This window comes from Tardiphaga sp. 20_F10_N6_6, from assembly GCF_052076045.1.
Classification (GTDB): domain Bacteria; phylum Pseudomonadota; class Alphaproteobacteria; order Rhizobiales; family Xanthobacteraceae; genus Tardiphaga; species Tardiphaga robiniae.
The window spans coordinates 2,479,190-2,506,132 of record NZ_CP197239.1; the positions used below are offsets into that span (position 1 = coordinate 2,479,190).

General features: G+C 62.6%; 23 protein-coding genes. 4 read left to right on the plus strand and 19 right to left on the minus strand.

The window, feature by feature from the left end:
• Window positions 1-98 precede the first annotated feature (98 nt).
• A complete protein-coding gene (locus tag AB7813_RS12035) occupies window positions 99-905 on the plus strand; it encodes an IclR family transcriptional regulator (protein WP_170849559.1) in 807 nt (268 codons plus the stop codon).
• 22 nt (window positions 906-927) lie between these two features.
• On the opposite strand, the gene AB7813_RS12040 is transcribed toward AB7813_RS12035, so the two are convergent.
• Genes AB7813_RS12040 through AB7813_RS12065 form a run of 6 tightly spaced genes read right to left on the minus strand, consistent with a single transcriptional unit; the run spans window position 928 to window position 6,938 of the window.
• Entirely contained in the window at window positions 928-2,379 is a 1,452-nt protein-coding gene (locus tag AB7813_RS12040) for an aldehyde dehydrogenase (protein ID WP_231079763.1), read from the minus strand.
• A 33-nt stretch (window positions 2,380-2,412) separates the two neighbouring features.
• Window positions 2,413-3,135, minus strand: coding sequence for an ABC transporter ATP-binding protein (locus AB7813_RS12045; protein ID WP_441228098.1), 723 nt, complete (start codon window positions 3,133-3,135; stop codon window positions 2,413-2,415).
• The gene (locus AB7813_RS12050) at window positions 3,128-3,871 is read right to left on the minus strand and encodes an ABC transporter ATP-binding protein (RefSeq protein WP_439083000.1); all 744 of its coding nucleotides are present in this window, start codon (window positions 3,869-3,871) and stop codon (window positions 3,128-3,130) included. The genes AB7813_RS12045 and AB7813_RS12050 overlap by 8 nt, the downstream gene beginning before the upstream one ends.
• Window positions 3,868-4,815, minus strand: coding sequence for a branched-chain amino acid ABC transporter permease (locus AB7813_RS12055; protein ID WP_120291626.1), 948 nt, complete (start codon window positions 4,813-4,815; stop codon window positions 3,868-3,870). The genes AB7813_RS12050 and AB7813_RS12055 overlap by 4 nt, the downstream gene beginning before the upstream one ends.
• Window positions 4,812-5,681 (minus strand): branched-chain amino acid ABC transporter permease, encoded by an 870-nt coding sequence (locus AB7813_RS12060; protein ID WP_092144790.1) that lies wholly within the window; start codon window positions 5,679-5,681, stop codon window positions 4,812-4,814. The genes AB7813_RS12055 and AB7813_RS12060 overlap by 4 nt, the downstream gene beginning before the upstream one ends.
• Before the next feature lie 30 nt (window positions 5,682-5,711).
• Window positions 5,712-6,938 (minus strand): amino acid ABC transporter substrate-binding protein, encoded by a 1,227-nt coding sequence (locus AB7813_RS12065; protein WP_439062800.1) that lies wholly within the window; start codon window positions 6,936-6,938, stop codon window positions 5,712-5,714.
• Between the two features lie 149 nt (window positions 6,939-7,087).
• Here AB7813_RS12065 and AB7813_RS12070 point away from each other — a divergent pair, with 149 nt between their 5' ends.
• Both AB7813_RS12070 and AB7813_RS12075 read left to right on the plus strand, forming a co-directional pair.
• On the plus strand, window positions 7,088-8,011 hold the full coding sequence (locus AB7813_RS12070) for a helix-turn-helix transcriptional regulator (protein ID WP_439062801.1): 924 nt from the start codon (window positions 7,088-7,090) through the stop codon (window positions 8,009-8,011).
• A 452-nt stretch (window positions 8,012-8,463) separates the two neighbouring features.
• The gene (locus AB7813_RS12075; protein WP_439082999.1) at window positions 8,464-9,642 is read left to right on the plus strand and encodes a glycosyltransferase family 4 protein; all 1,179 of its coding nucleotides are present in this window, start codon (window positions 8,464-8,466) and stop codon (window positions 9,640-9,642) included.
• Between the two features lie 15 nt (window positions 9,643-9,657).
• On the opposite strand, the gene AB7813_RS12080 is transcribed toward AB7813_RS12075, so the two are convergent.
• From AB7813_RS12080 to AB7813_RS12100, 5 genes are all read right to left on the minus strand, one after another.
• Window positions 9,658-10,824 carry a glycosyltransferase family 4 protein gene (locus AB7813_RS12080; protein ID WP_439062803.1) on the minus strand — a complete coding sequence of 389 codons (1,167 nt, stop codon included), beginning with the start codon at window positions 10,822-10,824 and terminating at the stop codon, window positions 9,658-9,660.
• Entirely contained in the window at window positions 10,817-11,839 is a 1,023-nt protein-coding gene (locus tag AB7813_RS12085) for a polysaccharide deacetylase family protein (RefSeq protein WP_439062804.1), read from the minus strand. The genes AB7813_RS12080 and AB7813_RS12085 overlap by 8 nt, the downstream gene beginning before the upstream one ends.
• Before the next feature lie 54 nt (window positions 11,840-11,893).
• Complete coding sequence (locus AB7813_RS12090) at window positions 11,894-13,393, minus strand: lipid II flippase MurJ (RefSeq protein ID WP_439062805.1); 1,500 nt, start codon at window positions 13,391-13,393, stop codon at window positions 11,894-11,896.
• 70 nt (window positions 13,394-13,463) lie between these two features.
• On the minus strand, window positions 13,464-14,618 hold the full coding sequence (locus AB7813_RS12095; protein WP_439062806.1) for a glycosyltransferase: 1,155 nt from the start codon (window positions 14,616-14,618) through the stop codon (window positions 13,464-13,466).
• Window positions 14,618-16,921, minus strand: coding sequence for a GumC family protein (locus AB7813_RS12100; protein ID WP_439062807.1), 2,304 nt, complete (start codon window positions 16,919-16,921; stop codon window positions 14,618-14,620). The genes AB7813_RS12095 and AB7813_RS12100 overlap by 1 nt, the downstream gene beginning before the upstream one ends.
• 353 nt (window positions 16,922-17,274) lie before the next feature.
• Here AB7813_RS12100 and AB7813_RS12105 point away from each other — a divergent pair, with 353 nt between their 5' ends.
• Window positions 17,275-17,448, plus strand: coding sequence for a DUF1328 domain-containing protein (locus AB7813_RS12105; RefSeq protein ID WP_175368355.1), 174 nt, complete (start codon window positions 17,275-17,277; stop codon window positions 17,446-17,448).
• A gap of 28 nt (window positions 17,449-17,476) precedes the next feature.
• On the opposite strand, the gene AB7813_RS12110 is transcribed toward AB7813_RS12105, so the two are convergent.
• From AB7813_RS12110 to AB7813_RS12145, 8 genes are all read right to left on the minus strand, one after another.
• Complete coding sequence (locus tag AB7813_RS12110; protein WP_439062808.1) at window positions 17,477-18,190, minus strand: ABC transporter ATP-binding protein; 714 nt, start codon at window positions 18,188-18,190, stop codon at window positions 17,477-17,479.
• Window positions 18,171-18,935: an ABC transporter ATP-binding protein gene (locus AB7813_RS12115; RefSeq protein ID WP_439062809.1), complete on the minus strand. Its 765-nt coding sequence runs from the start codon at window positions 18,933-18,935 to the stop codon at window positions 18,171-18,173. Before AB7813_RS12115 ends, AB7813_RS12110 begins: the two co-directional genes overlap by 20 nt.
• Window positions 18,932-19,933 (minus strand): branched-chain amino acid ABC transporter permease, encoded by a 1,002-nt coding sequence (locus AB7813_RS12120; protein ID WP_439062810.1) that lies wholly within the window; start codon window positions 19,931-19,933, stop codon window positions 18,932-18,934. The genes AB7813_RS12115 and AB7813_RS12120 overlap by 4 nt, the downstream gene beginning before the upstream one ends.
• The gene (locus AB7813_RS12125) at window positions 19,930-20,799 is read right to left on the minus strand and encodes a branched-chain amino acid ABC transporter permease (protein WP_093757322.1); all 870 of its coding nucleotides are present in this window, start codon (window positions 20,797-20,799) and stop codon (window positions 19,930-19,932) included. The genes AB7813_RS12120 and AB7813_RS12125 overlap by 4 nt, the downstream gene beginning before the upstream one ends.
• A gap of 8 nt (window positions 20,800-20,807) precedes the next feature.
• The gene (locus AB7813_RS12130) at window positions 20,808-22,442 is read right to left on the minus strand and encodes an amidohydrolase (RefSeq protein ID WP_439062811.1); all 1,635 of its coding nucleotides are present in this window, start codon (window positions 22,440-22,442) and stop codon (window positions 20,808-20,810) included.
• A 175-nt stretch (window positions 22,443-22,617) separates the two neighbouring features.
• A complete protein-coding gene (locus AB7813_RS12135; protein ID WP_439062812.1) occupies window positions 22,618-23,793 on the minus strand; it encodes an ABC transporter substrate-binding protein in 1,176 nt (391 codons plus the stop codon).
• 109 nt (window positions 23,794-23,902) lie between these two features.
• Complete coding sequence (locus AB7813_RS12140) at window positions 23,903-25,339, minus strand: glutamine synthetase family protein (protein WP_439062813.1); 1,437 nt, start codon at window positions 25,337-25,339, stop codon at window positions 23,903-23,905.
• 31 nt (window positions 25,340-25,370) lie between these two features.
• Window positions 25,371-26,738 carry an aromatic ring-hydroxylating dioxygenase subunit alpha gene (locus AB7813_RS12145; protein ID WP_439062814.1) on the minus strand — a complete coding sequence of 456 codons (1,368 nt, stop codon included), beginning with the start codon at window positions 26,736-26,738 and terminating at the stop codon, window positions 25,371-25,373.
• Window positions 26,739-26,943: the final 205 nt, after the last annotated feature.

Below are 26,943 nucleotides of genomic sequence, written 5' to 3' on the forward strand. Positions count from 1 at the left end.
CTTATAAGAAGGCACGCGCACGGCAATGTTTGTTGGTGCGCAAATGATATCCACATGCTGCCGTTTCCATTGGCAAGCATTACCGAATGGAGGTTCCGTTGGCCATCAAGAGAGCCGCAACTGCGTCGAAACGCGTCGACCAGACGGACCGTCCTGCTGCTGCAGATGGCAGTTCGCGAAAGATACTTCGCGCCTTGCTGGCCTTCTCCACCGATCGTCCGAGGCATTCCGCAGAAAGCCTGTCTGAACAGATCGGGGTGCCACTGTCGTCGACCTATCGGTACATTGGCATCTTGCGCGAAGCCGACCTCATCGACGAAGACGGCCGCGGCTCGTTCGTGCTCGCGCCACGCGTCATCGGCCTGGCTCAGGCGGCCCGCGCCGGCACCGACCTTGCCTCCATTGCGCGCCCCTTCATGAAGCGCGTCTCTCAGGAGGTCGGAGAAACCATCATCCTGCTGCGCCGCTCGGCCGATCGCGCCGTGTGTATCGAGCGCGCCGAATCGTCGTCACGCATTCGCCTGACCTTCGAGGTTGGAACGGCCTTGCCGCTGCACCGCGGTGCCGGACCGAAAATGCTGCTCGCGCATATGCCCGAAGCTGAATGCGAGACAATCCTCGACGACGCCGTTCGGCGCGATCCCGGCTTCGCACCCCATCGCAGGCTGCTGGTGCGCGAGCTCGCCGTGATCCGCGAGCAGGGATGGTCGGAGTCGCGCGCGGAAATCACACCGCATGTTTATGCCGTCTCCGTTCCCGTCCGCGATTCCGGTGGCGTGATCGCCGCAATCTCTTTCGTGACGCCGGCATTCCGCACGCCGAAAGCCAGCCAGATCAGGTTGCGCGAGCATCTGCAGCACGCAGCTGCAGATATCAGCAAGGCCTACGCTGCCGTCAGCTTCTGACGGCCGCGTGTAACGGACACGATCAGATCGGATAGTGCTGCGGGCCGGTCTCGATGGTGATCCAGCGCAGTTCGGTGAATTCGGCAATGCCGGCCTTGCCGCCGAACCGACCGTAGCCCGACGCCTTCACCCCGCCGAACGGCATCTGCGCCTCGTCATGCACGGTCGCGCCGTTAATGTGGCAAATGCCGGACTCGATCCGCTTGGCGACTTCCAGCGCCCGGGCGATATCGCGGCCGAACACCGCCGCCGATAGTCCGTATTCGGTATCGTTGGCAACGCGCACGGCTTCGTTCACGCCATCGACGCGCACGACACTCACGATCGGCCCGAATGACTCCTCATTGTAGATCCGCATCGTCGAGGTAACGTGATCGAGTACTGTAGCCGACATCAGCGTGCCATCGACGCTGCCACCCGCCACAACACGGGCACCCTTGCCCACGGCGTCCTTGATCAGCGCCTGCATGCGACCCGCAGCATCCCTGCCGATCAGTGAACCGAGCGGTGTATCGCCCTTGCGCGGATCGCCGGCGACTAGGCTACCCGCCTTGGCCGCGAGCTTAGCCACGAAGGTGTCGGCAATCTTCTGATCGACAACAAGCCGCTCGGTGGACATGCAGATCTGCCCCTGGTTCATGAATGCTCCAAAGGCCGCGGCCGCCACCGCTGCATCGAGATCAGCATCGTCGAGCACCACCAGCGGCGCCTTGCCGCCGAGTTCAAGCAGCACTGGCTTGAGATATTTGGCGGCGGTCTCTGCGATGATGCGGCCGACGCGGGTCGAACCGGTAAAGTTGATCCGGCGCACGGCGGGATGCGAGATCAGTGCATCGATCAGCGCGGGCGCATCTTCCGGCGCGTTGGTGATCACATTAAGTACGCCAGGCGGCAGACCGGCCTCGCGCAGGCACTCGCCGATCAACCGATGTGTGCCCGGGCAGATTTCCGATGCCTTCAGGATTACCGTATTGCCGCAGGCCAGCGGCAACGCCACAGCCCGCACGCCCAGAATGACCGGCGCATTCCACGGCGCGATGCTGAGCACGACGCCCGCGGGCTGGCGGATCGCCATCGAGATGCAGCCGGGCTTGTCCGATGGAATGACCTCGCCGGAAATCTGCGTCGTCATCGATGCCGCTTCGCGCAGCATGTTGGAGGCGAGATGAACATTGAAGCCGGCCCAGCCGGCAGTCGCGCCGGTTTCCGACGCCATCAAGGCAATGAAATCAGGCGCCTTGCTGGCAAGGATATCGGCCGCCTTCAGCAGGACGGCGCGGCGTGCGCCCGGGCCGGTCGCCGACCACGCAGGGAAAGCAGCGGCGGCAGCATCGGCAGCGCGCTTGGCATCGGCGATTTGGGCTGCCGCGGCGCGCGAGGCGATATCGCCGGTCATCGGATTGAGACGATCGAATGTCGCGCCGTCGATGGCCTGCACATCCTGGTTCTCGAGCAGCAGATTGATCTGGTTCATGATGATGTCCTCCGTTGGATGTTTCTTTGAATTTCAAGCCGCGCCGCTGGCGAGCCCGCCGAGATAGGCGCGGCGCACGGCGTCGTCGGATTGCAGGGCTGCGGCGGTGCCGCTGCCGGTGATCTTGCCGTTCTCGATCAGATAGCCGCGATCGGCGATAGCCAGACTCTCGCGTGCGTTCTGTTCGACCAGCAACAGGCCGACGCCGGTCTCGCGCACCTTACGCAAGGCGGCGAACAATTCCCGCACCAGCAACGGCGACAGACCGAGCGACGGTTCGTCGAGCAGAAGAATGTCGGGGTTCGACATCAGCGCACGACCGACTGCTACCATCTGCTGCTCGCCACCGCTCATGGTGCGCACGGTCTGCGCCAAGCGTTCGCCAAGCCGCGGAAACAGCGTCATCACCTTGGCACGCTGCGCTGCCTCGACCGCCCGCGCACGCTTCGGGTTGGCGCCGAGCAACAGGTTTTCGGCCACTGTCAATTCGCCGAACACGCCGCGACCTTCCGGCACCAGCGCAAGCCCGGCTTCCACGATCTCATGAGGCGGCAGACGGGACAGATCACGACCGGCGAGTTTGACGATCTTGGCTGGTGACGGCAGCAAGCCGGCGATGGCTTTGAGCAACGATGACTTGCCCGCGCCATTGGCGCCGAGAATGACAATGATCTCGCCGCGCTCGACATGGAGCGCCGCATCGCTCAGCGCGTGATGCTGGCCATAGGTGACGCTGATATTGGAGACCTCAAGCATCCGCCGTCACTCCCAGATAGGCTTCGATCACCGCGGGGTCGCTCAGCACAGCAGCTACAGGCCCTTCTGCAATCTTGCGGCCACTGCTCATCACCACGCAACGATCGCAGAGCGAACGGATCGCATCCATCACATGCTCGACCAGCAGGATCGACAGCCCCTCCTGTTTGAGCGATCGGATCAGCTCGATCCCGATCAGCAATTCGGACGGGTTCAGACCGGCGAGCCATTCGTCGAGCAGCAGCAGGCGCGGCTGCAGCGCCAGCGCGCGTGCCAGTTCAAGCCGCTTGCGGTCGATATAAGTGAGCTCCGATGCGGGCCGTCCGCCAAATCCGGCGAGACCGACCCGCGCGAGCAGGCCGGCCGCAGCCGCAGCCATCGCGTCGCGTGCAAGCGGCGCATGATGAAAGGCCAGCCCGGCCTCCACATTCTCCCCGCAGGTCATGCCGTCGAGCACGCGCACCAGTTGGAACGTACGCGCCAAACCGAGTCGCGCGATGCGATGGGTCGGCCATCCCGCGATGTCATGGCCAGCAAAAGCGATCACGCCCGTATTCGGCGACAGCACGCCGGAGATCAGGTTGAGCGCCGTGGTCTTGCCGGAGCCGTTGGGACCGAGCAGCCCGACGATCTCGCCGGCATGCACCGTCAGGTCGATTCCGTTGACGGCGACGAGACCGCCAAAGGCGCGGGTCAGGCCTTCGATGCGAAGCACCGGCATTGCACTGGCGGTCATGCCTGTGCTCCCCGCACGTTCGAGGCTGAGGGTCGCCAGGCTTTGAGCTTCTCCCAGAGGCCGACGACACCCGACGGCAGCGCATAGACGATCAGCAGGAACACCACGCCCATGATCAGGGTCGATGTGCTGGGAAAGCGCGCGGACAGAAAGTCGAACAACAGCGTCAGCGGAATGGCGCCGAGCGCTGGGCCCCATAACCGATGCGCGCCGCCGAGCAGTGCCATGATCACCACTTCGAACGAAATGGTCGCGTTGAAGGCGATCGACGGCTCGATATAGGTGAAGCGCGGCGCCATGATCGCACCGACCAGCGTCATGAAGGTGGCCGTGATGGTGAACAGCGCAACCTTGGCGATGGTGACATTGATGCCGCAATGCCGTGCTACAGTCTCGTCTTCGCCGATGATGCGCAGTGCGAAGCCGAAGCGCGAGCGGGCGATCAGCCAGCCGGAGCCGAACACGATGACGGCAAGCGCCAGCAGCTGCCAGTAGATGTCGTTCTGGGTGATATCGACAAAGACGTAACGCCCGAGCACGCGGGTCTTGTTGACCTCGTACCAGACCACGATCTGGCGCACGAGTTCGGCGAGACCGAAGGTGAAGATGACGAAATGCACGCCGCTCAGCCGCAGCGTCGACAAGCCGACAATGACGGCCATGACCGCGCCGATCACGGCCGCAATCAGCAGCACCAGCGACCACGGCAATTGTTCGCCGAGAACAGCGACCGTGTATGCACCAACGCCGAAGAAGGCTGTGGTCGCCAGCGACACATAGCGCGTCGGGCCGGAGAACATGCCCCAAGCCGTCGCCAGCACCGTGAATTGCAGGAGACTGATCGCGAGCGCGAGGTGATAGGCATCGACAATCATCGGGACGAATGCGAGCGCAACCACGGCTGCGAGGCAGATCGCGCCAGTCGTCATTTGGGTACGGCTCATCGCTGCGCCCTCCCGAAAATGCCGGCCGGCTTCACCAGCAGCACACCGAGGAACAGCGCGAAATTCACCGCAAGCGTCAGGCCGGGATCGATGAAGGTCGCCACCAGCGCTTCGCTCAATCCTAGCGCCAGTCCGGCGACGAGACAGCCCAGCAAATTGCCGACGCCGCCCATCACGACCACGATCAGCGCCTTCATGGTGAACACCACGCCGGAAGTGGCGCTGAAGGTCAGGAACATGCTGATCAGCACGCCGGCAGACGCCACCAGCGCGCCGCCGAGCGCAAAGGCCAGCGCCGATGTCCTGGTGACATCGATGGCAACAAGCTGCGCTGCGATGGGATCGACGGCTACGGCGCGGATGGACGTCCCGATCCGTGTGCGGGTCAGCGTCAGATAGAGCGCAAGGCCGACCACGACCGCAAGCCCGAATGCAATCAGGCGATTGAGTGCCAGCACCTCGCCGACGATCTTCACAGGAATGGCGAGGAACGAATAGCTGAAGTAAGCACCACCGAACATGGTCAGCATGATGCCCTGCACGATGAACATCATGCCGAAGGTGGCGAGAATGCTGTCGACCTCAAGGGCGTCGCGGGTGCGCGCGCGGCGCACCAGCGGCGTGAGCAACACGCGGTACAAGAGATAGCTGATGCCGAAACTGACCGGAATGACAAATGCCAGTCCTGCGAGCGGATTGAGCGCCCAGCCGGTAAACAGCCAGTAGGACGCAAAGGCCGCGCCGATCAGGAACTCGCCATAGGACAGGTTCATGATCCGCGCCACGCCATATTGCAGGGTGAGCCCCATGGCGATCAGCGCGTACATGCCACCCAGCACGAGGCCGGTGAGAACCGCGTTTGTCATTCTGTCAGACCAGATACGGGAGGGACGCGATCACTGCGCCTTCCATGCCGGCTTCGGCACGACCGGCGCACGCGCGCCCTCGTTACCCGACGGGCCGACGCCGTAGAACTCGCCGTCCTGCCACTGCCCGACCCACCAGTATTTGGTCGGCATGTTGTTCTCGAGCTTCACCTTGCCGATCACGGTATCGAACGTGCCGCTCTGCAAGTCCTTGATGACGGCGGCCCGATCGACCTTGCCAACCCGCTCGATCGCCTGCTGCAGCATCTGCAGGCCGGCATAGGTGACCGCACTGGCCCAGCGATCCGGCTCCGCGCCATTCGCGGCCGACGCCTTGTGCCGCGCCAGATAGTCCTTGATGGCCGGGCTGTCGCCATTCCAGCCGCCGATGCCCATCACGCCTTCCGCGTTGGCGCCGAATTTCTGCTTGAACAGCGGAAATGCCGTGCCGACACCGGTGTAGAAGATCTTCGGATTGAAGCCGGAGATGCGTGACTGTTCGGTGATGGCGATCGTGTCCGGCGGATAGCTGAAGGCGATGAACACGTCGGGGTTCAGCGCCTTCACCTCATTGATGATCGGGCTGAGATCCTGTGTGCCGACCGGATAGGTCTTGTCATAGGCGAGCTTGAACTTGGCGGCCGTGAGTGCGGGTCTGGCCGCACCAGAGAGATCGATGCCGAAGCCGTCGGCGATGCTGGCCATCGCCACCGTATCGCCAATCTTGCCTTCGGTGCGCAGCTTCACCAGCAGCTCAACCAGCGTCTTGGCGGCATCGGCGCTGGTGCCGAGCAGCCAGAAACTGTTGGGCCAGCGCTTCGCCAGTTCTGGCGCGCGGTCGGTGACCGCCGTCGAGGCGATATGCGGATAGCCGGCCTTGTTGAGGATCGGGCCAACCGCGAGGTTCAGGCCGGTGCCCCAGGGCGGCAGGATGAAATCGACCTTGTCCTGGGTGATCAGTCGCTCCAGCGCCTTGGCGGCTTCTTCTGCGCTCGACCGGTCGTCATACTGGACGACCTCGATTGGGACGCGCTTGTCGCCGAGCTTGAGCCCACCGGCGGCGTTCACTTCCTTTACCCACAGCTCGTAGTTCGGAATCGTCGTCACCGCAGCGCCGCCGGCGGCGGGGCCGGTGCGCGAGATGGCATAACCGATCTTGACAGACGTCTGGGCCTCGGCTCCGCCGCCCCATCCGACGGCCGCCGCACCGGCAACTGCGAGTAGTCCCGCCGCAACGCGCTTGACTGCTGACACCATGTTATCCTCCCCGAATTCTTTTCACCGACGCCTTGTGGCGTTCGATGGCCGGAGACTAGTCCAGCGTTTGGGGCTGGGAATTGGACGCATCCGGGGAAAGATTGTATTGATCCGTGTAGGCGAGCTATTTCACGCGACGGATTGTCCCAGTGCTTGAGACCGCGCACATCGTTTCAGGTCCCACCGGCTTCGCGGAGAAGCCGCTTCCGGCATTGCATGCGGAAAGATTCGCACCCGGACTGGCGCCGCGCAGCTGGATCATCCGGCAGTCGGTTGCCAGGCGCTCGCACCTGCTGGTGATCGAAACCCGGCGCGGCACAGCCACGATGCGGGGCACCACAGTTGCCATTCAGTCCCCGGGCCTGTTGTGGCTTCCCGGCGATCACGAGGGCACGTTGGAGGTCGAAGCCGGCGCGCAAGGCTATCTGATTTCAGTGTCGGACGATGTCCTCACCCGCACCGTCGCCGGCAGTGCCGAGGCGCTGCATCTGCGGCGAACCATTGACCGGCTGGTCCTGCGCGAAGGCGCGCAACTCGCGACGACTTTTGCGGCCATCACAGAATCCTGCAGCACGCTGGTGCGTGAATTGAATACGCCGGGCCGCGGCAGCGCGACGATGACATCGACGCATGTGTTGCTGCTGTGCCTCCACCTCTGGCGCTCGGTGATTTCGGAGGAAGCCACCGACAATGCTGCACAGCGCGGCGACGGCCCTCGCCTCGTCGGCAATTTCCTGCAGATGGTCGAACTGCATTATCGCGACGGCTGGCCCATCGCACGCTATGCGGCTGCACTCGGCGTCACTGACGACAAGCTGCACGCGCATTGCAAGCGCGAGAAAGGTTACAGCCCGCGCGCCATCGTGCATCAGCGCCTGATCCACGAAGCCTGCATGCGGTTGCGGCAGCTCGATCTGCCAGTCGAGCAGATCGGCTATGGCCTCGGCTTCCGCGATCCCGGCTATTTTAATCGCTTCTTCCGCAAGTATCAGAATGCGTCGCCAGGCGCCTATCGGCGTCGCGCGCGGCTTGATCCAAGTCAGCACGGCCCGTCCTATGCGGCCTGGCCGTAACTGTCCCACGCTCGATCAGTGCTGTGTCTCTTTGAAACCTGCGTGATCAATTTGGAACAGCGCGCGTTAAGCATGACTCGATATTGAATCGGGGTCACAACATCCATTTCCGCGCTCTGTTTCAGATGTCACTTCAAGACGCCGTTCACCATTCGGCCCCAAGCGCTGGTGAAAGGTGCCTACGAGATCGTCGTCGACGTAGGATCGCACCCATAAGACGCATGCGACGGCGCCAACTACCGACTCCAGGTGGAGCGGAATACTACTTGGCGCGGCAGGGCTGCATTTGCTCGACTGTGTCCAAGTGTTTCCGCCGATATGCCTTATCTCGAAGGTCAAATCTTAGACGTTGTGCTGGTGACAAAAGCCTGCGAAAGCAGGATATTGATGAAATTGCGACTTATCAGCGCACCTACGGTATTGGCGTTCACCCGTTTTCATAGTGTCGGCCCATGACCATCGAGATCGTCCAGATCGTCCAGGAGTTGAGTTCGGTCGGCGGCGTTGAAAGCGTGGCCAGCGAACTCGCATGCGCCTTCAGCCGCGCCAAAATTGCCAACACTGTTCTCGCCAGCGCCGTCGGCGACAAGGCAACGCCAGGTACGCGGATCGAGCGCGTCGGCGCCTGGCTTTCGCACATCAAGACGCGCGGCATCCTGCGCTATCTCGGTCGCGCTTTTGTTGTACCCACCTTCACATTGCTGGCGACGCGCGCCGCTTATCATCATCCCAAGGCCGTCATCATCAGTCACGGTGACAGCCTGACGGGCGACGTGCTGGTCGTGCACGCAGTCAATGCGCAGAGCCTCGCCGAAAAGCGCAACGCCGGCTCCTTGTCATGGATGCTGAATCCCATGCATCTGTGGGTAGCCCTGCGTGATCGCTGGATGATCGGCGGCCTGCGCTATCGCATGTATGTCGCGGTCTCGCCGCGCGTCGCAACTGAACTGCAACAGATCTACAAGGTGCCAGCGTCGCGCATCCGCGTGATCCCCAACGGCATCGACCTCAATCGCTTCGCCCGCGACACCGCGGCCGGTCTCAGGATCCGTCAGGAATTCGGCATCCCCGCGAACGCCAGGCTTCTGCTGTTCGCCGGTCATGAATTTCGCCGCAAGGGTCTGGCGCATGCCATCGGCGCGCTCGAACGCCTCGGCCCGGATGTCTGGATGCTTGTGGTGGGCTCGGATAATCCCGCGCCCTATCGCAAACTGGCGACAACCTCCGCCGATCGGCTGGTCTTCGCGGGATCGCGTACCGATATGCCGGCCCTCTACGCCGCGGCCGACGCCTTTGTACTGCCGACTGCCTATGAAACTTTCTCGCTGGTCTGCATGGAAGCCATGGCCTGCTCGACGCCGGTTTTTGCAACGCCGGTTGGCGGCATCGAAGATTATCTCGTCGATGGCGTAAACGGCTATCAGATCAAGATGGACGGCGCAGATATCGCCGAGAAGATCGCGATGGCTTTCTCCGATCCGGCGACACTGGCCCGGCTGTGCGAAGGCGCGCATGCCACGGCACTGAATTACGGCTGGGACTATGTCGGTTCGCGCTACATCGAGCTGCTGGAGCAGGTGCAGGCGTCGAAGAACGAATTTGCGCCGGGCGCCATGGCGGTCGGCGCCTGATCGCAAGCGCCTGCTTCAAGGGCGCGGCCGATCAGCCCCCCGCTTTGCATCGTCGGCCTGCTGGCAGGCCGACACTAGCGCATTCGCCACCACCTCGTAAGTGAAGCGCGTCAGTACGTTGTCGCGCGCGGCCGCGCCGCGGTCCAGCAACTGCTGCGGGTCGGCAGCAAGCCGATCCAGCAGTGTCGCCAGCGCATCCGGATCGCGCTCGGGAATGGTCCAGCCGCCCTTGCCGACAACATCGGGAATAGCACCGCCCGTCGAACCTATCACCGGTACACCGCAAGCCTGCGCCTCGACGATCACCCGGCCGAACTGCTCACGCACGGCGCTGGTGGTGCGCGTCAGCAGGATCATTGCATCGAGACCGCTCAGGAATGACGCGACATCGGCCGGTTTGCCCCAGCCCCGGAATGTGACACGATCGGTCAGGCCCAGTTCGCTGACGCGCAGCTTCAGCGCAGGCTCATGCGGGCCTTCGCCCATGACCGCCAATGTCACATCCGCCGTGGCGCGTTTCATGGCGTCGAGCGCGTCGTCGAGACCCTTCTCCTCGACGAGACGCCCGACATAGCCGATGCGTAGTCCCCGCCCGGGCGCTATCGGCGCCTGGCGCGCCCCGGTCTGATTGAAGGTTGCGAGATCGACGCCATAGCCGATCGGCGACGCTGGCCCCGCATAACCGCGCGCGCGGACGACTGCTGTCGCCTCCGGACTGCGCGAGAGAATATGGTCGGTGTTCCGCAGCACGTCCTTGCGGACGAATTCGAACGGCGGCGGCAAGCGCTTCAGGATGTTCTGATCGACTTCCAGGACCATCGCGGCGCGCCCCTTGAGGATGCGCGCCTGCATCGCAACGACGCTCCACGGCTCTTCCCAGAGATGGATTACATCGGGATCGACCTCACGGATGAGACGCCGCAAGCCCGGATAAAAATGCAGATACCAGCTCATCGGGCCAGCGCGCGGCAGGCGGATCGGCATCACATGTACGGTCATGCCGGGATCGTCGGACGGATCTGCAATGATCGTACGGCCGAACTGATACCACGTAGCCGGAACGACGAGATGCATATCGACGTCATCGCGCCCGACGAGTGGATAGTATCGCAGACGCCCCGCATCGCGGCTGACGGCGGAATGTGCAATCGAGAGGACCTTGAGACGACGACTGCTAGACACGCCCCGTCATCCTCGCGGCCACACCCGTCAGGCCAGACAGATGGAGCTCCATAGTTGCGAGACTGCGATCCGCGCCGTTGATCGTGCAGCGTGGCAGGTTGTAGGCATCCTGGCCGTTGCGCACGAGGCCCTTGCGCGTTGTCGCTGCACTCGCATAACCGGCATCGCGCGCGATCGCGAAATCGCGCGGACCGCAATCGCCCGAACGTCCATAGGGAAATGCGAAATGCCTGGCGGGAATACCAAGGCGCTCGACCAACCGGTCGCGACTGCCCTTGAGTTCGAAGCGTGCACCATCCGGCGACAACGACGAAATACGGGCATGCGTCACGGTGTGGCCGCCGATCTCCACCAACGGATCGTCGCGCAACTCTTCGAGCATCTCCCAGGTGATCGCGTACTTCCAGTGCATCGCGTCGATGTCGACACCATTGAGTTCGCAAAACTTCTTGTAAGAGGCTGATGCCTGCGGACCATCCCAACGATCCGCAATCCGATGGAATGCCGCACGCTTGGCATCAGACGTTGGCACGTCGATCGCACCATCCTCGAGAATGACGCGATCGTTGTTGAGCAATGTATCTTCCAGACCTGCGGCCCATAGCGGAAGCGTACCGTCAGGAATGCCGGTCGTGACAAATAACGTCACCGGCACATTGTGGCGGCGAAACAGCGGCACGATTTCCTCATAGGTATCGCGATAGCAATCGTCGACGGAGAAGTTGACGAAGCGATCGTTGGACTTTCCAGCCTTCGAGCGCTGGATCGCTTCTTCCATCGTCACGACATCCCAGCCGCGTTGCTTCAGATGCGACAGGAACTGATCGAGAAAATTCGTATCGAGATAGAAATCGCGGTTCGGCAGTTTTTCCCAGGCCCGAGCGGAGGCGCCGCGATGAAAGGTCATCAGGCAGCCACGCGTGCCCATGAACATATCGGCAGCCATGCTGATCGGGCGAACCAGCGCTTCGGAAGACGCCATGCGTCGGGCGGCGCTGGATAACAGGTGCTTCATCGAAAAGTCCTCAGACGATCAAGGCACTCTCTAATACAAAAACACATATCAAAATCACAAGCGCCCCCGGACGCGCGCAAATGCCGCAATGTAGACGCCCGGCATCAGCATCGCGACAGACAGCGCGAGGCAGACCAGATAGGCGAAGCCACCGGCGAAAAGCCGCTGCCACGGGCCCGTCAGAACCTCATGAATTTGCCAGCTGAAGAGTGCCATCAGCGCTGCCGGGAAACACGCGAGAAACATCAGGTAGAGCAGCTTGCGCCGGGACCCCAGGACGATCATGACGCCAGCCAGAAGAACGATACCACGGGCGGCTTCACCCAGTCCAAGCAACAAGGTGCCCCATTCATGCGCCGTGGGCAGGTATGAGGTGAGAAGGTTAACTACGATATTAACCAGATAGGCAGTGACGATGATGGCAGCGGCCGCAAAATTCCGGCCTGCGCCATTGAGGATGCGGATCAGGATCCAGCCAAGCGTCGCAGCCCATAGGCCAAGCGCGATGCCGCGCAAGGCCTGACTGGTCAGGAACAGCGCCTGCTCGTTGAAGGCGCCGCGCAGAAAAACCAGCCGCACGATCTCCGGCGCGAACATGGCGAGAAAGACCGATGCCGGCACCGCGAGTGCGAGAATAGGCCGAGCGATCCCTTCGATCTGCGCGCCGACGTCCTTCGGCGGGTGGCTGGACAACACCGCCAGCCCGACCGGCTGGCTGATCAGCAGCAACGCGCTTTCGGTCAGCGTGCGTGCATAGTCCAGCGAGGCCACTGCACCGGTCCCGACCCGCGATGCCAGCAGGCGTTCGATCCAGACATTGGCCTGTTCGGCGACCGGTAGCGCGAGCAGCGGTCGCAACCGACGAAAGAATTCGCGGCCTGACGCCAACACCGATGACAGCGACAGGCCCTTGAAGCTGAGCACGCCCTCGCGCCACATCGTGTAGAGCCCCCAGGCGCCGAGCGCGTTGAAGGCAGCCGAGAACGACCAGGCCAGCGTATGGAAGTTGCCGGACACAGCGACCAGTGCGATGCCCATCAGCACGGCGATGTTCAGGATGCTGGCGCGGATATTCGTCAGGCGTGTCCGGCCGAGTGCGATTTCACCCGCAGCCAGTACGTTGATCATCGCCGAGGCCGGCATGCCCAGCGCCATGATGCGAATGAAATCGAGAGTGAGGCTACGCCCCTCAGCCGAAAAGCCTCCGACCAGCGCGTCCACAGCCCGCTCGCCGAGCGCCTGCAGCCCGACCATCAGGATCACGGCGATGCCGGTGATCGCCACCGTCATGGCGCCAAGGCGTTGAGGTCCGTTGCCGTCCTTCAGCGCATCCCGATGCATCGGGATCATCACGGCGGGCACGGTTTCATTCTGCAAGAAGGCCAGCGGCAGCATCACCGCCGTAATCGCGCCACGAAAGCCGTCGGCGACCAGCGAAGCGCCAAGCACCTGCGCCATCAATATCTCGCGGCCGAAACCGAGCAGCTTGCTGGTCAGCGCACCGCTGATGAGAATCGCCGTAAATTTCCGCGTCGAATGCCGGGCACCGCTCATAAGCGCGCCGCTACGGCCCGATCAGGGGCCGTCCAGGAACTCAAATTGCAAACTGATCGGCCATGTGCGGTCACACGGGCGCTCCCGCGGCCGCTCGCCCGATCAGGTTTGAAACCGTCTGCAGCATCTGATCGACGCTGTAATGCGACCGAGCCCGCGCTTCGGCATATTGCAACTGGCTCGCCAGTTCTGGCGGGCGCGACATGACCTTGGCAATAGCGGCGGCCAGCGCATCGGCATCCCCTGGCGGCACCAGCGTCCCCGCCTTGCCGGCTTCGAGAATATCAGACGCCGCACCGGCATCCGTCGCAATCACAGGCACATCCGCGAGCATGGCTTCGACGAGTGTGCGACCGAAGGGTTCGGGATCAATCGACGGATGGATCATCGCATCGACGGCGCGCATCAGCCTCGGCACGTCGCCGCGCTGGCCGAGGAAATGCACGCGATCGCCAAGACCGAAATCCGCCACCATCCGGTTGAGCTTCTCGGCATAAGGCTCTTCGCCAAACAGCGCAGCTCCTGCAATAATACAGCTAACGCCCGGCGTCTTTGCGAGAGCCTGCAACACGATATGCTGCCCCTTCCAGGCCGCGAGGCGGCTGAAGACGCCGACGAGCGGTCCTTCGGGCAATTTCAACTCGCGCCTGATCTCAAGCGGCGTGCTAGCGTCCGGCGGCACATCAAGACCGTTGGGCACGATCGCGACCAGCTGCTTGCGGCCGCCTTGGGCAATGAAGGCATCTGCAGCAGCTTGCGAAGGAACGATCACCTTTGCCGTACAATAATTCGCCAGCGCCACCTGCACGCGGCGCTGCGTGGCGCCGAAATGCTCACTGCTGATGATATCGTGCAGGTGCCAGATCAGCGGACGCCGCGCCAGCGTGGCGGCGACGGCCGATAACACAAAGGCTTTCTGCGAGTTCGCATAAATGACGTCATGGCGGCGCGCCTCGCGCGTCAATTCGGCAATGATGGCCCCGAGCCGACCAATCAGCGGAAAGGCTTTCAGGATTGAGCTGTCGCGCCTGACATCCGAGAGCCCCTCGCCCCAGCGCGACACACGCACCTTCAGGCCCTTAGCTGCAAGCGCCTGATGCAGCGGGCCATCCTCGAACAGGAAGGCCGCCTCGCCCGCCCATGGCTGAACGAGATCGATCAGCACGAGTTCAGCGCCGGAGATCGAGCCCGTATGGCAGACGAACAGAACGCTGGGAGCGGGCATCACGTCGCTCCGGCATAGGCATTATTCGAAACCCGGTCTGTGCCGCTCGGCGTATTGGCGTCCGGCATCATCGTGACGGCAATGCCGAAGACGCTGCCGCCCGCGACACGGATCGCGCTGGATGTCGCCACTGCCTGCCCGATCGACGAGCGGCCGGAACGCATGCAGAGCAGCACGCCATCGACCTGCCTGGCCAGCACGCCCAGATCGGTCTGGATGCCCGGCGACGGCGCGTCGATCAGGACAACGTCGTAGATCTGGCTCCAGAGCAGGAGATCGCCGAGCGGTTTACGCATCAGCAATTCGGCGGATGCCGAGAACGGCCCGGCAGGAATGACGTCGAGATTGGGAGTCGCGGTGCGGACCACCGCTTCGCGCGGCGTGATGTCGCCGCGCAGAATTCCCTGCAGCCCCATGCTGCTGCGCAAGCCCAAGGCTGTTTCGAACTTCGGCGCGCCGAAATCGCATTCGATCACCAGCACGCTGCGGCCAGCCGTTGCGAGATATTGCGCCAGGGTCAGGGTCAGAAACGTTTTGCCCTCGGCCGTCGTCGGCGACGCGACCAGAATCTTGCGGCGTGTCCTGGCGTCGTTCGACGTCAGCAGGCCCGTCGCCAGATCGCGGAGTGCATCCTGATAGTGCCTATCCTGCAGCGCGAGCGGCAGCGCACGCGACAGCGAGGCGCCGGACTGCGCCGTGAGGATCGCACCGATCGGCGATTCCGACGGATCGCGCTTGACGGTCGGCAATCGTGCCAGAATGGGTGCGCCGGTGACGACGGCCAGCTCCGATGACAATGCCGCCGCTGGCGGTGGTCCGGGACGCGGCGCCACTGGGGCAGTCGCCTGGACAGGTGTCGGCGGAGCGACTGGCGCAACAACGGCGACAGGCTCCGGCGTGGGCGCTGGCGCGGCTGCGCGCGTCGGGCGAATAGTTGCAGTCCGCAGCCGGGACAGACCCGCAAGATTGACGCGATCGCCGAAGAAGGCTGCGACGAATGCGAGCAGCAGGCCGAGCGTGCCGCCAGCGGCCAGGAACGGAATTTTCTTCGGGAAAAACGGCTTGGTCGGAAGTTCGGCAAGGCTGACCAGTCGTGTATTGCCAATGAGCACGCGCCGCTCGGTTTCGAGTTCGCTGGCGCGCTTGTAGAGATCGGCATATTGCTGGCGCTTGATCTCGGTGCTGCGCACCATGCTCTCGATCGAGGCTTCGTCCGATGTCGCCGAGCCGACTTCAGCCTTCACGGCATCCATCTGCTTTTTGAGTGCGTTCACGAGGGCATCATTGGCGTCGAACGCCTTCTGCGCGCTGGCTGCAATGCTCGCCACTTCCGTGGCCATGCGCTCCTTGATCGCGGACTGCTCCTGCTCCAGCGCACGCAGCGACGGGTGCCGCGGCCCCAGTACATTGGCTTGGCTGGCGAGCTGCGCAGTGACAACCGTGAGCTGCTGCTTGAGATCGGCGATCGAACGGTTCGACAGCACTGACGGCGAGTCGGCAGCGCGCGCCTGATTGGTCTTGATTTCCTGCAGGCGGGCGAGCGCATCGGCACGCGCGGTCTCGGCGGTCGACAGCTGCTGGCTGATACTGCTCAGCCGCTCCGAGCTGATCGGCGCCAGCGATCCGCGCATCAGGCCCTTGTTGCGGCGAAATGCCTGGATCTTGGCATCGGCATCGCGCAACTCTGCATCCAGCTGCTTGGCTTCCTTCCAAAGATATGACGCGGCAACCTCGCGGCTGCTCGCACCCGATGTCCGCTGCTCGTCGAGAAACGCATTGGTCAACGCATTCGCCATCTTCTGCGCGACTTCGGGGATCGACGAAGTGTAGGAGATATTGATGACGCGCGAACGTCCGACAGCACCGATAGCGAAATTTCCCGACACATAGTCGATCAGCGCCGCCGTATCGGTCTTCATCTTTTCGCAGCTGGAGCTGCTGCTCCTGCTCTGACACTCTTCAATCGCGGCTTCCGTGACGCCCGGCTGCTGCATGGCGAGCCGCATCACCCGCGGCGAGCGCGCAATCAGCAGCTGGCTCTCGACGTCGGCGGGATCGCCGATCTTCTGCGCCCAGGCGGCCGAGGCGTTGCTGTTGCTGGGCTCCTGCTCGGCGACGATCACCGAACCTGTGGCGAGATAGCGCACGGGCAGCACAACCAGCGCAATGACTGTCAGGATCATCACGCCGAGAAACACCGCGCCGAACAGGCTACGATTGCGCCAAACCCTGAGCAGCGGACTCTCGCCCGCCGCGCCATCGGCGGCTTCCGTATTCGTAACGATGGCGCGTTTGGTGAACATGCGCGTCAGACTTTACTACGGGGCGCTGGCACCGCACATCCCTGCGCCGTAACGGTGCTCACCCAGCGCAACCACCCATGACCGACCGCGACACGCATACTGAACCCTTTGTCCCCCGAACCACAAATCCACTGCGGGGAGCAGGTCTACTATCCATTCATTAGGGATGTTTTGGTTAAGGGCGGGTTTAAAATGCTAACCAATACCTTTGCGCTGCCTAATTAGTAGGCTGTTACGCCTCCCCCGGACCGGTGCCGCATTAGCGAGCTAGGTAGGTGCGGCAGCTTTGGTTGCGAGCCGGAACCAAATCTCGCAGCGCGGCGTTCCGGAATTGCTGCAACCGGAGTTCCCCGATGAGCCTTCTGAAATGGGCGCTGATCTTCTTTCTGATTTCCATCGCCGCCGGCCTGTTCGGCTTCACCGGCATTTCCGCCGCCACGGCGGACGTCGCGCGCGTGCTTTTTTATATCTTCCTGGTGATCTGCATCGTGCTGCTGGTATTGGGGATCACGATCTTTCGGGCCTGACGCGCCGGGCGGCGCGCCAATCCGGGGTCTAGTGAATGCCGACGCCGACCAGCCGATCGACCAGCGCGCGGTCGGCGGTCAGCACATCCGGCGCCCCGCTCCAGCTGGTGCGGCCACGCTCCATCACCATGACGCTGCTCGCGAAATCCAGCGCCCGCTCGATCTGCTGCTCAACCAGAATGATGGTGACTTCATTGGTGGCGGCCAGCTTCGCCAGCAATGCCATCAGCTCGTCGCAGATCACGGGCGCGAGGCCTTCCAGCGGCTCGTCCAGCAACAGGATCGACGGCTTGCCCAACAGTGTGCGGGCCATCGACAGCATCTGCTGCTCTCCACCTGACAGCTGCTTGCCGTAATTGCCGCGGCGTTCGCGTAGCCGCGGGAACATCGCATAGGCTTCATCGAGCGCCGACGCCGGCCGCCCCTTCAGCCCGGTGCGCAGATTCTCCTCCACCGTCAGCGAGGCGAAAATGTCGCGGGTCTGCGGCACATAGCCGATACCAAGATCGGCGCGCGCCGAGGTTCGCTTGGCCGTGACGTCCTGGTCGCCGATCCTGATCTCGCCGCCATGGCGCGTCGTCAGGCCCATCAGCGTCGCCAGCAGCGTGGTCTTGCCCATGCCGTTGCGGCCGAGCACGGCGAGACGATCACCTGCTTTCACCGAGAACGAAATGCCCTCGATGATCCGCGTCGGGCCATAGCCGGCGCTCAGGTTCTGGATATCAAGTGGCGCGGCGGGCATCGGCATAGCTCCCCAAATACGCGCGGCGCACTTCGTGATCGGCGGTGACCTGATCAGGCGATCCCTCGAAGATCAACCGCCCGGCCGCCAGCACCAGCACACGCCTGGCGAACTTGAACACCAGATCCATGTCGTGCTCGATCATCAACACGGCGATATCAGGTGGCAGCCGATTGATCGCCTCAAGGATTTTGGGCGCCTCGTCATGCGGCACGCCCGCGGCGGGCTCGTCGAGCAGGAGCACCTTCGGATGCAGCGCAAGGCCGATGGCCAGCTCGATCAGGCGCTGCTGGCCATAGGCGAGCTCGACCACCTTGCGATAGGCCAGCCTGTCGAGACCTAGATGGCTAAGGATCTCACTCCACTCGGCACGCACCTCCGGCAGCTCCGTCGAGCTCGAGAAAAACCGCCGCGTGATGCGCTTGCGCTGCATGATCGCCAGCGCGACATTGTCGGCGACAGTGAGATTGGCAAACAGCCGCGTGGTCTGGAACGTGCGCACCAGACCGCGACGCACGCGATCCGGAATGCTGAGACCGGTGATCTCGTCACCGCCCATGAAGAACTGGCCTTCGCTCGGCGCAATGTCGCCGGTGATCAGATTGACCAGCGTGGTCTTGCCAGCACCGTTCGGGCCGATCAGCGCAACGCGGTCGCCGGCAGCCAATTTGAAATTGACGTCGCGCGTCACATGCAGACCGCCGAACGAGCACGACACGCCGCGGGCTTCGAGGAGATTGGTCATGCCGCCTCTCCCTTGCGCTTGAAGCGGGAGGCCAGTGACAGCACCGGTTCGATCAGCCCGCGCGGCGCGAACACCACAATCAGGATCAGCAGCAGGCCGACCAGCGTCATCCAGTGGAACGGATTGGCGGCGGCCACGATATGCTCGAAGATCATGAAGATGATCGTCCCCGCCAGCGCGCCCCACAGATGCCCTGCACCGCCAAGCACCAGCATCACCAGAACTTCGGCTGATCGTTCGAAGCTGACGCTATCGAGACCGACGACGCCGGTGCTGATCGCCGTCAGCGCTCCACCGATCCCGGCAACAGCACCAGCGACGCCATACATCACGACAAGGCGCGGATAGATCGAGACGCCGATCATCTTGGCGCGCAGATCGTCATCCTTGATGCCGCGGCACATCAGACCGAACGGCGAGCGCACGAAACGCTGCAGCAGCACGAACACAATGACCAGCACACCCAGCGAGAACAAAAACGCCGTGCGGCTATACATGTCGAAATTGAAGATGCCGAACACCTTGCCCGGTGTGATGCCTGACAGGCCGTCGCTGCCGCCGGTCAGCCACGACAGCTTGTTGGCAAGTGCGGCGACCAATTGCCCCACGGCAATCGACAGCACCAGTTGTGGGAGCCCGCGAAACCGCGTGATCAGCGCACCGGAGATCAGCCCCATGACCGTTCCCGCGAATACACCGATCGCCAGCAACGCAATGGGATCGGCGATGCCACGCACGCAAGCAATGCCGGCGGCATAGGCGCCGACGCCGAATTGCGCGGCATGGCCGAGGGTGGCGACGCCGCAATAACCTGTGACCAGATCGAGCGACAGCACCAGGAATGCGATGCCGATCAGCCGCGTCAGGAACGCCAGATCGTCCGGATACAGAAAGTAGCCGATGGCACCGAGCACGATGATACTCAGCGCACCTGCCGCCTCCTGACCGAAGGGAATGCTGCGCTTGTGCGGAACGTGGGTCGCGACGATCTCGCTCATGCGTGCGACCTGCCAAATAGGCCATGCGGAAACAGGAACACGACGACGATCACCGACAGATAGAAAAAGAAGTCGCCGAACTCCGGCGCGAGATATTTGCCGGTGGTGTCGGCGAGGCCGAGCAGGAGCGACGCCGACAGAGCGCCAAGAATCGAGCCTGCGCCGCCGACAGAGACGACAACGAGGAACGTCACCATATAGCGCAGTGCATAGAACGGTTCGATCGGCAGGATCTCCGCGCCGACCACGCCGCCGAATGCGCCGAGCCCGATCGCCAGCGCGAAGGTCACCGCATAGATGATTTCGGTGCGGATGCCCAAGGCGTCCGCCATACCACTATGATCGACCGAGGCGCGTAGCTTGATTCCGAACTCCGTCTTCTCGATCAGCAGCCACAGCGCCAGCGCCGTAACCGCGCCGCAGGCGATGACAAAGATGCGATGGGTCGGCAGCATGCGGAAACCGATATCGAGCGGACCACTGAGGGTCTGCGGCAGCGGGATCGATTTCAACGACGGGCCGAAGATGAAATTGACGATGCCGATGATGAAGAACGTGATGCCGATGGTCATCAGCACCTGGATCAGCGGATCGGACTTCCGGTAGATCCGGCGATACAGCAGAATCTCAAACGGGATCGACACGATGATGGTGCCGACCACTGCCATCAGGATCGCGACGCTGTAATGCACATGCAGGTCGCGGATCGCATAGGAAGCCAGATAGCCGCCAATCATGGCGAAAGCACCATGGGCGAGGTTCACGACGCGCATCAGCCCCATCATGATGGACAGGCCGATGGAAATGATGAACAGCACCATCCCGTAGGCGACGGCGTCGGTCATGATGCTGAAGACGGTACGCATGATTGATCCTATGCCGAAGCAGCGCCCGAGCGCCATTCCGGAAACTGCGGCATGGCGTCATGGACGACGGCGCCGCGCACTATGGTGAGCAACACCTTGGTCTCTTTCAGAGGGAGGCAGTCGGCGGCGAAGGGATTGCGATCAAGGGCGATCAGATCGGCCGCCATACCCGGCATCAGCGTGCCGCGCCAGTCTTCCTGCCTCATCGCGATGGCGCCACCGACCGTATAGCTGTGAATGGCTTCGCGGACGCTGATGGCTTCACCCTGCCCGATCGGCGCACCGCTGTCCGAGGCGCGGCTCACCGCATCGGCGATGCCATCCCACGGAGACCACGACCCGGTCGGCGCATCTGAGCTGGCGATGTAAGTGACGCCCGCGTCGATCACCGAGCGGCCCGGATAGCAACAATCGGCGCGCGGACCGAAAGCACCGGTAATCGAGCGCCGCATCCGGGTGAGGAAACTTGGTTGGGTGACGACGAGCGCGCCCAATGCCTTCATCCGCGCCAGCCCACCGGCGGGCGGCACGAAGTAATGTTCGATGCGATGCCGGGCATCGGCGCGGGGATACGCTGCCTGCGCCTTCTCATAGGCTTCAATGATGCAGTCGATACCGCGATCGCCGGTACAATGAACGGCGACTTGCCAGCCGTCCTCATGTGCCTCGGCGATCACGCGCTGCAGGTCGGTTGTATCGCGCATGAACATGCCGCGGGACGGCGTATCGAAGAAATCCTCGCTCACCGCCGAAGTTCGCGCGCCGACAATGCCATCGGCGAAATATTTCAGCGTCATCGACTGCCAGTCGGCGTCTTGCGTCGGCACCAGCCCACGCGCCGCCGCTTCAGCCGGGTCGAGCTGGTTCATGAAGCCGAGCCGCATTGGCAGCACATCGCCATTTGCGCGGATCTCGTTCCAGATAGCGAATTCATCATCGAAGCCGACGGTGAATCCGACCGCGGCTTCTACGACAGCGACAAGACCTAACCTGGCGCTATCGGCAATTGTCGCGCGCAGAGCCGCGGTGAGCTCATTGCGATCCATCGGCGGCGCAGCACGGAATATCAGTTCGGCTGCGCTTTCTTTGGCGCTGCCGTCCAGTCGGCCATCCTCGGAGCGCCCGAACGTCCCGCCTTCCGGGTCGGCAGTGGCATCGTCGATGCCCAGCAGTCGCAGCGCGGCACTGTTGACGACGGCAACATGACCGCAGAAGCGGCGGATCAGCACCGGATGATCAGGAATGATGACGTCGATCTCGGCCCGTGTCGGCAGCCGATGCTCCGCCAGCCCGTTCTCATCGAGGCCCGCACCGTAGACCCATTTATCACAGGGAATGGCGCGCGCACGCACAACCAGCAAATCAAGCACATCGGATATCGTGGGCGCGTCACGCGGCGTCACCGGCACCTGCAAGCGCGCATGCGCAATCGCGAACAGATGGATATGCGCATCGGTCAGGCCGGGAATGACGGTGGCGCCCGCGAGATCGATCGTCTCGTCGGCGGATGGCGCAACATCCGCTGCACCAATCCAGACCACCTTGCCATCGCTGACGACGATGCTGTCCGCGGGGGTATCATCCCAGGCAGAACGATAGATGCGGGCATTGGTGAGCAGAAGCGATGGAGCGGACTTGGTCATCAAGTTGGAAATCTTCGGCGATGATCGATCAAGAGGCTGTCATTCCGGGATGTCTTGTAGGCGGCAAAGCCGCCGGAAGGACAGACCCGGAATCCCGGTGTGGTGATAAACATCGCCAGATTCCGGGTTCGCGATCGCCAAGTGGCGCTCGCGCCCCGGAATGACGGCTCTGCCGTCACTTCGTGCTCAGCGCCCAGTCCGGCTGATCGGCGAAGGTCTGGCTCTCCTTGTTGATCAGCTTGCCGTCCACCTTCTCCACACTGCGCAGATAGACGTTCTGGCGAATATGACGCGTGGTCGGATCGATCGACACCGGACCGCGCGGCGAGACCCACTTCATGTCCTTGACGGCATCGACCGCCTTGGCGGCATCGCGCTTGCCGTCAGTGGCCTCGATCATCTTGTAGATCAGGCGCGCGCCGTCATAGGCCGCGACCGACGTCATGGTGACTTCGTCGAGGTTGCCGCCGCCCTTCTTGATGGTGGCAAGGAAGGCCGCGTTTTCCTTGGAGTCGTGCGACACTGAATAGTGATAGGTCGAGAGGATACCGATGCCGGCATCGCCAATGTTCGGCAGATCCGGCTCGGTGACGACGTCACCGGTCGACATCAGCTTGACTCCGCCGGCCTTCAACCCGTTGTCGATATAGGCCTTGACGAAACCCAACGTCGGCGGGCCGGATGGCAGGAAGGTGAAGATGGTGTCCGCGCCGGAATCCTTGATGCGCTGCATGATCGGGCTGAAGTCGGTGGTGGCGAGCGGAATGCGAACCGCTTCGACCACTACGCCGCCCTCACCTTCGAACGTCTTCTTGAATGCCGCTTCAGCATCGACACCCGGACCGTAATCGCTGACCGCGATGGCCACCTTCTTGGCGCCGTTCTTCAACGCAATTTTCGCGGCAGGCACGGTATTCTGCCACATCGTGAAGGAGGTACGGACGATATAGGGGCTCTTCTCGACGATCGACGAGGTCGCCGCATTCATTACGATCAGCGGCGTCCTGGATTCTTCCAGTAGCGGCGCGATGGCCATCGCATTCGGCGTGAAGTAGACGCCAGCGAGATATTGCACCTTGTCCTTGACCAGCAGCTCCTGCGCCAGCGCCTTCGACTTGGCGGGATTCGGGCTCTCTTCATCGCGATAGATGAATTCGACATCATGCTTGCCTGCTTTGGTGCCATGCTCGGCGACCCAGGCGTCGATGCCCATCTTGAAGTTCTTGCCAAACAGCGCGTAAGGACCCGACATGGTGCCGATCACGCCGACCTTGATGGTGTCGGCGGAGGCCGTGCCGGTCATCAGGCCGAGAACGGCCAGTGCAAGAATGGATTGGCTGCGTCTGTTCATTTGCGGTTGTCCCCGTTGGAAAGTTAAGAAAACTATTCGGCAAACCTGTATTCAATAAACGTGCCGAGATGGCCCGTTTGATCCGGCATCAGCGCGCCGAAATGACGCGTCAGAACATCTCGAAATATTCGCGCTGCTCCCAGTCGGAGACTTCCGCCTGGAAGCGATCGATCTCGGCATTCTTGATATGCGTATAATAGTCAACCATCGTCGCGCCCATCTTCTCGCGGAAGAAAGGATCTTCCTTGAGCGCGAAGGTCGCCTCGCGCAGCGACTTTGGCAGCAGATCGGCATTGGTCTCGTAAGGCGTATCGGCTGATGGCCCTGGATCGAGCTTGCGATCGACGCCGTCGAGACCCGACAGGATCTGCGACGACATATAGAGATAGGGATTGGCGGCGGGTTCGCCGACGCGATTTTCGATACGCGTCGCGGAATCGCCGGCACCGCCGAGGACGCGCAGCATCGCGCCACGATTGTCGCGGCCCCAGATCGCCCGATCCGGCGCCAGCGAATAGGAGCGATAACGCTTGTAGCCGTTGATGGTCGGCGTCGTGAACACGGTCGCCGCGCGCGCATGCGCGAGAAGACCTGCGAGATAGCCTTGCCCGAACGATGACAGCGGCTGCGTGCCGTCGGTCGGCATGAACGCGTTTGCGCCGGTTGCACGCGATACGATTGACTGATGCAAATGCCAGCCAGACGACACGACGTTCGGAATCTTCGGCCGGCACATAAACGTGGCGTGGTAGCCGTGGCGATGGGCGATCTGCTTCACGGCGCTGCGAAACAGCACCATGCTGTCGGCGGGCGTGAGGCCGACGGTCGGCGCAAAGGTGAATTCGCACTGGCTCGGGCCGTATTCGACCTCCACCGAACGTAATGGGAGACCAAGCGCGATCACGTCGCGCCGGATGATTTCGAGCACCGGCTCCATCTGGTCGTAGCGCTGCTCGGTGAGGTAATTGTAGCCGTGCGAGAGAAGGCTGACTTCCGGCGGATTGCCGGGCTGGCCGGCATCCTCCGGCTTCATGCGGTTGTTCTCGACGTTGAAGATATGAAATTCAACTTCAAGACCGGCGACGAAATCATAGCCACGTGCGCCGAGATCGCCGAGCACCTTCTTGTAGAGGTTGCGCGTCGCGAACGGCACCGGACGTCCGTCGGCGAAATGCACGTCGCACAGAACCCATCCGGTCTCAGGCGCCCAGGGCAATATCCGAAACGTGCTGGGATCGGGGATCATCAACACGTCGGCCGCGCCCTGCATTTCAGGAATGCCGAAGCCGCCACCGGCGGTGAACACCGGAAACACCGTCTTGTGCGACGTGTCCTTGGCGAACATGGTCGTGGTGATCGAGCAGCCGCTTTCGAGACAGCGCAATGCCTCGCTGGCGATCAGCGTCTTGCCGCGCAGGATGCCGTGCTGATCCGGAAACGACAGCCGGATCACTTCGAGCTTATGCTCTTCGACCATGCTGCGCAGCCGGACGGCTGCTTCTTTCTGCTCCGCGGACCACAAACCGTGACGTTCAACGAAACTCAACGCACTCTCCCGCGGCTGTTCTGATCGATCTTCACTCTGCCGCCGGCAGGTGGATGACATTGGACCCCGGCTCGGTCTGATCGGCCGGAGCAGCTGCCATCCATGGCGCACCACGGCGACGGGCGACGTCGACTTCCATCCAGTAGGTTTCCCAGCCCTTGGTCGGCCCGATGCCGTCCATGGTGCCCGGGCCCTGAATGCTGCGCGCGGTGTCCGCATCGAGGGACATCATCGGCTTCTGGCCGCCGGCGACCTTCTCGATCTCCGCCCGCAGCAGCTTGCGATAGGCGATGATCGCCTTGTCGCTGGAGCCGAGATGCTCGCGGGTGCGATCCTGGATCTTGCCCATGGATTCCACTGCCCACTGGTCGTGGACGTTGATGTCGGCGCCCATGCCCGTATAGGTCTCGTGCTTCTGCTCGTGCGGATTGAAGCCATAGTCGTTGGTCTTGTTCTTGCGCGAGGTGTAGTTCGGCAGCTCGTAAAGTTCGAGCCGCTGGTCGGTCATCTTCTTCTTGTCGACCGGCGTCGTGTAGCTGGTGAAGATCGCATACCAATAGCAGTTCTCGTCATCCACCGGCACATGCCACTGGGTGATCGTCATTTCCGTGCTCATGGGGATGACGAAGCCATGCGGGAAGAGCTGGTTGGTGACGCGCACATGGGTACGCTCCTCGTCGAGCTCGCGCAGCGCAATCAGGCGCAGGCCGTATTCGGTCGATTCCACATTGATGATCGGGCGATCATATTCGCGCAGGATCTTGGTCATCGGCAGTTCGGTGCCGGCGGATGCGCCGCGGAACTGCTTGCCGTAAGACGCCTTGACGTCCTCATCCTCAAAGAAGCGATGCAGGAACGAGGCGTGCGCAGGATCGATGCCGACTTCCAGCGCCTGCAGCCAGTTGCATTCGAACAGGCCCTTGAAGGCGAAGGTGTACTGACCGGGTGCGGCGAAGCAGTCGATTTCCGGGAATGCCGGCGGCTCGCCTTCACCGAGATAGGCCCAGAGGATTCCGCCCTTCTCGACCACGGGATAAGCACGCTGCTTGATGCCGGCGCAGAGCTTCGAAGTCTTCGGTTCGGCCGGCGTTTCCAGGCACTTGCCCTCGACGTCGAACAGCCAGCCATGAAACGCACAGCGCACGCCGCCACCTTCGAGACGGCCGAACGCCAGATCTGCGCCGCGATGCGGGCAGTCGCGATCCAAAAGGCCGTAGCGGCCCTGCTCGTCGCGGAACAGGACAAAATCTTCGCCGAGCAATTTGACCGGACGGATCGGACGATCCCCTTCGAGCTCATCGACCAGCGCCGCCGGCTGCCAGTACTGACGCATCAGCTTGCCCGCGGGCGCCTTGGGCCCGATACGGGTGATCAGGTCGTTCTGCTCTTGGCTCATCATGGCGTGGGACCCTTCCTCGGTTTGCTCTGGCTGGATCGAAGCGCTTCGGTCCGCTGAGCTAAGTCAATTCTTGCAGCGCTTTTGTTCGTCTATTGAACTTATGTACGAATTTTAGCGTTGGACTAATTCTAAGCAAGCAGAATTTTGCAGCAGGATTTGCCGCGTCACTGAGCATATGCAGCAATTCACGCCCAAAGCATCACCT